Origin of the sequence: Protofrankia sp. CiT1, assembly GCF_917627335.1 — a bacterium.
In the GTDB taxonomy this organism is placed as follows: Bacteria; Actinomycetota; Actinomycetes; order Frankiales; family Frankiaceae; genus Protofrankia.
This window is the reverse complement of the sequence record NZ_CAKJTP010000217.1, coordinates 1-5,134: the sequence shown is the minus strand read 5'-3', so window position 1 is coordinate 5,134 and position 5,134 is coordinate 1. Positions and strand designations below refer to the sequence as shown.

At 65.5% G+C, this 5,134-nt stretch carries 4 protein-coding genes and 1 pseudogene; all 5 read left to right on the top strand.

Annotation, left to right across the window (positions count from 1 at the left end):
• Window positions 1-2,605, top strand: a 2,605-nt coding sequence (locus tag MJ785_RS20220; RefSeq protein ID WP_239382323.1) for a hypothetical protein, incomplete at its 5' end; no start/stop codon positions are given.
• A gap of 28 nt (window positions 2,606-2,633) precedes the next feature.
• Entirely contained in the window at window positions 2,634-3,212 is a 579-nt protein-coding gene (locus MJ785_RS20215) for a hypothetical protein (RefSeq protein WP_239382321.1), read from the top strand.
• A 16-nt stretch (window positions 3,213-3,228) separates the two neighbouring features.
• Window positions 3,229-3,615 carry a hypothetical protein gene (locus MJ785_RS20210; RefSeq protein ID WP_239382319.1) on the top strand — a complete coding sequence of 129 codons (387 nt, stop codon included), beginning with the start codon at window positions 3,229-3,231 and terminating at the stop codon, window positions 3,613-3,615.
• On the top strand, window positions 3,615-4,517 hold the full coding sequence (locus MJ785_RS20205) for a hypothetical protein (RefSeq protein WP_239382317.1): 903 nt from the start codon (window positions 3,615-3,617) through the stop codon (window positions 4,515-4,517). The genes MJ785_RS20210 and MJ785_RS20205 overlap by 1 nt, the downstream gene beginning before the upstream one ends.
• Window positions 4,518-4,529: 12 nt before the next feature.
• Window positions 4,530-5,134 (top strand): annotated as a pseudogene (locus tag MJ785_RS20200) (hypothetical protein); the annotation flags it as partial.

Genomic DNA, 5,134 nt, shown 5'->3' with positions numbered 1-5,134 from the left:
GAACGGGAAGGTCACCGTCTCGTTCACCCCGGGATCAGCCGGCGGCGGGACGATCAGTAAATACACGGTGACCGCATCCACCGGGCAGACCGCGATCGGGACGTCCAGCCCCATCACGCTGGCCGGGCTGACCAACGGCGTGACCGTGACCGTCACGGTCACCGCGACCAACCAGGCCGGGACCTCCGCGCCCTCCGCCGCCTCCAATGCCGTGACTCCTGCGGCGCCGACCTCGGCGTGGTCCGGGCCGCCCGCCTACGTCAAGGCCCTGGGATCGAACGCGCTGACGGCGTCGGGAACGACGCTGACGGTGACGACGACGGGGGCTGCGGCGCTGTCCAACGCGGTCATCCTAGGGATCGTCGCCAACGGCGCGGAAACTCCGACCGTCACCGACTCCGCGGGTAACACTTACCAAGTCGATGCGTACGCATCGAACGGCACGGCGACCACGACGTATCTCGCGTCCACGATCAACATCTACCCGATGGCGTCTGGGAGCACCATCACCGTCACGTTCCCCACGGCGCGCACGCTGGTCACCGCGAAAGCACACGAAATCGGCGGCCTCAAGGACGTCAACACCGATCCCGGAGACGGCGTGTCCACCGGGACGGGGAACGCGGCAACCGCGCTGGCGACCGGGCCGATCGGGACCACGCTGGGCCGGGACTTCCTGTTCACGGTGTTCGGGATGGCATCCAATGGCACGAGCTTGACGTTCACCCCGGGCTCAGGGTGGACGGATGCCGGCACGAACCAGGCCGCTGCGGGCGGGTCGTCCCGGGATATGTACGCCGAGTATCAGGTGGTAACGGACCCATCCTCAGTGGCCGCCACCGCCACCGTGTCGAGCGCGAAGAACTACAGCGGCGTCACGTTCGCCTACTCTGCGATCGACCCGGGAACCCCGACCGGGGCGGCAGCAGTGCCGGCCTACGGCGGGTCCATTGGCGAAGCCATCGTGACCACGTCCAACACGACCGCCGTGCTGACCACCGCAACGGCGGTCGCGGCGGGCCGGTCCATCATTGTGATTGCCGACGCCAACGGCGCGGTATCGGCGACATGCACCGACAGCGCGAGCAACACCTACAACCTGGACGGCCAAGTCGCCAACGGGTCAGCGGTCACAACCTACATTTTCTCCGCGCATAACGTCACCGCGCTGGCCTCGGGTCAGACGATTACGTTGACGTTCGCGTCCGCGCGCAACCAGATCGGGGTCCAGGCCCATCAGGTCGCCGGCATCAAAGGCGCACGGGACGGATCGACCACGGGCGTGGCGAACAACTCCACGGCATTGTCAACCGGTGCGATCAGCACCACCTCCGATAACGATTTCCTCGTGGCCGCCTGGTCCATGGCCGGGAACAACACCGCCCTGACGTTTACCCCCGGCACGGGTATGACGGCGTTGGGATACACCCAGGCCGGGTCGTCATCATCATCCCGGGAACTCTTCGCCGAGTATCGGCTGGTCGCGAGCCCCTCATCGGTGCAGGCGAAAGCAACGGTGTCCACCGCGAAAAACTCCGCGGGTGTCGCGATCGCCTACCTGGCATCAGGGTCATCCTCGGCCGGGGCATCCCAGACGGGCACATATTCCACGCTGGAAACGCTGGGCAACGCCCTGCTGTCCGCGCTCCCCGGAGATGTTCTGACCCTGGCGTCGTCCACGACGTTCGCCGGCAACCTAGCGATCAGCGGCGTGCATGGCACGGCCGCGAACCCGATCACGGTCACTGGCGCCACCAGCGCCATCGTGGACAACGGTGGCGGGAGCAACAGCGTGTCCGCCGGATATGGCGTGGGGATCGATAACTGTAGCTACCTGATCGTCAGCGGATTCACTGTGCAATACCACCTCAAGGGCGTGATGGTGGAGCGGTCGAAATTCGTCACCATTGACGGGCTGACCGTGACGCACATCGGAAACGAGGGCGTGCACTTCCGGAATGAGACCACGGACTCGACCGTCCAGAACTGCACCATCTCCCACACCGGAGAACAGAACGCGAACTACGGCGAGTCCATGTACTGCGGCACTGCCGAGTCAAACTGGACAGCCAGCACGCGCAAGCCCGCGGCGGCGAGCGGCTACCCGGATCTGTGCCACCGCAACAAGTTCCTGAACAACACCTGCTTGACGGGCACCGCCGAATGCGTGGACGTCAAAGAAGGCACCGTCGGCGGCCTGGTCCAGGGCAACACGTTTGACGGGACCCTCATCCAGGGCGCCAACTTCGCGGACTCCTGGACCGATATCAAGGGCTCCGGGTGGACCATCAAGGGCAACACCGGTACCACCATCATGACGGATGGCCATCAGACGCACTACATCACATCCGGCAACATCAGCCCCAGTAGCAAGTTCGTCACCGGCCCCTATGTGAACTGGGACGGCACCACGCAGCCAGCTATCACGTCCGGCCAGAACAACGTTTTCGACGGGAACACCTGCCATTGCAGCCCGGCGACAGGCTACGGATTCATGATTGCTGCCAACAGTCCCGTGAACCACGGCAACAAGGTCTACACCAACAACGCCGTCGACGGGGCCGCCTCCGGCGCATCCAACATTCCAGAAACCGCGGCGCCCTGACTCCGCACCACCCGTAGAGGAGGCCCGGATGGGCATAGACAGAGACGGTGGCACCGCCCACGACGGGACCCGCGTGGGCGTCGGGATCCATGATGCCGATGCTGCGCGGTGGACCGTGGCCTGGACCGTCGAGAAATACCACGGCGATGTGATCGCACCAGCATTCCTGTACGAGACCGTTGCCGGCGAGGGAAACATCCTCCTCAACGGCGGTATCTCCTGCCTGTTCCAGTCGCTGATCGGGAATGGCACGGCGACAGCGGCTCAGACGCTGACCTACTTCAATAACGGCAACGCCTACCTTGGCGTCGGAGACTCCACCACCGCGGCGGCGGCGACCCAGACTGACCTGCAAGCGTCCACCAACAAGACCCGCAAGGCGATGGATGCCACCTATCCGCAGCACACCGACGGCACCACATCCGGCGCCGCGACTATCACGTTCAAATCCACGTTCGCTACGACGGACGCGAACTACTCCTGGCAGGAATGGGGCATCTTCAACGGCTCCTCCGGCGGCCGAATGCTCAACCGGAAAGTGACCGACATGGGCTCGAAGACGTCGGTCGGCCAGTGGGTCCTCACCGTCACGATCACCCTGTCCTGATCGAGGGTAGCCAACAATGGGCGACAGTAGTGTTGCGATTACCGCCGGGTCTGGGACGGCGATCGACACCTACCAGCTGACCGGCGGGGACCATCAGCAGGTGGTCCGGCTCGCCCGCGCGTCCGCGATCACTCACGGAGCATGGACGATCGACACCACCGCGTCGACATCCCAGATCGCCGCTGACGACAGCCGCGTCGTGGTCATCATGAAGAACGCGTCCACGACCGCCACGGTGTACCTGCGGTATGACAGCACCGCACCGACGTCGAGCGTTTACCACGTCGATCTCGGCCCCGGTGAGCGGTACGAGGTGCCTCTCCAGCTGTCCACCCGGGCGATCTCCATGCTGGGTTCCACCGCATCCGGGACTCTGCTCTACGCGCTGGGGACGGCCGCCTGATGCCCATCTACCCCCCCGTCAACATCAAGGCCCGACTACGGACCGACGGAACCGTGGTGGTCAATCAGGCCGACCCGGGCGATGGCGTCGGGGTCCTGGCCGTGGCCGACGCGACGACCACCCCGACGACGAACCCCGACGGCACCCACACCGTCGACGGCCTGTCGAGCAACCCGGGTGGGATCATCTACGCGGTGGGGGGACGGCTGCACTACCGGTCCCGCGCAGGCATCACCGACGAGCTGGCCGTTCCGCTACGCCGCCGGATGATGTACGCCTACACCAACCCCAATCAGACCTCCGTCGCCCAGGCAGGATTCGCGGCCACCCCCACGCTGAGTTCCGGTACCGGAATCACGGTGGCCAATGCGGATGACGCTGATGGTCCGCTGATCGGCTACACCTCCGATACCACCAACCGCACCATGGGCTGGGTTTCGTCGAACTTCTCCGGGTACGCCCAGGCGCAGTGGGCGCCGCTGTTCTACGCCCGGGTCAAAACAGACCCCTCTGCGGTGACCTCCGTGCGCTACTACATCGGCCTCGCATCATCCGATCTGTCCAGCCTGTCCGCTGATCCGACAACGCAGCACGCCGCGGCGTTCCGCTATGACACCGGCCTGGATGGCACCGCGTTCTGGCGGTCGGTCACCTGCGACGGGACCGCAGCCGAGGTCCAGGCCACAACCCAGGCGATTGCCGTCGACACCGCCTATCACCTTGTTGTGGAGGTCAACGCCGCCCGGACCGCCGTCCGATTCCTCATCAACGACGTCCTGCTGACCACGCACACCACCCGGGTGCCGGGGGCTTCTACGGGACTTGGGTACTTCGTTCGGCTGGTGAACCTCGGCGCAGCTCGTGCGATCAAGGTGGGCCGGGTCACCATCACGATGAACTAGACGGGGGTCGGCGTGTCTCTGCTGCTCCTCCTGCATGGCGCGGGCGATACGCCTGTTTCCAGTGCCGACACTGGCACGGGCGTGGATGCCGCGAGCGTCGCTGCTGGCATCGCCGACAGTGATAGTGGTGTCGGCAGCAGTACGGAAACGATCACCGTCATTCTCGTTGACGGCGATACAGGAACCGCAGCAGACGCGGTGTCTCTGGCCGCGCTGCTTGCCGGCACTGACAGTGGTGCGGGAGTAGACGCCGCCACGTACGGCGGATTCGTAGCAGGTGCGGATAGCGGCATTGCGACGGAGTCCGCCAGCGTGACCGCCACGCTGGCGGGGGTGGACACCGCCACCGGCGGTGACCTTCAGCAGATAGACGCTGACGACGCCGCGGCCCGTACCGACGTTGACGGCGGAACCGGTGCCGACGCCGCCACGCTCGCTGCCGTCATCCTCACCGCTGACGCGGGAGCGGGAAGCGATGCCGCCACCCTTCATGCCGTCATCACCGATGGCGACAGCGGGCATGGCGTTGATGCGGAAAGCGTCACCGTTCAGATCATCTCCGCGGACTCCGCAACCGGCAGCGATTTTCTGGCGGCGATGGGCGTTCGCGTTGACGA

Coding starts and splice junctions, on each gene's coding strand:
- MJ785_RS20215 (WP_239382321.1), top strand. CDS start 2,634: ATGGGCATAGACAGAGACGGTGGCACCGCCCACGACGGGACCCGCGTG.
- MJ785_RS20210 (WP_239382319.1), top strand. CDS start 3,229: ATGGGCGACAGTAGTGTTGCGATTACCGCCGGGTCTGGGACGGCGATC.
- MJ785_RS20205 (WP_239382317.1), top strand. CDS start 3,615: ATGCCCATCTACCCCCCCGTCAACATCAAGGCCCGACTACGGACCGAC.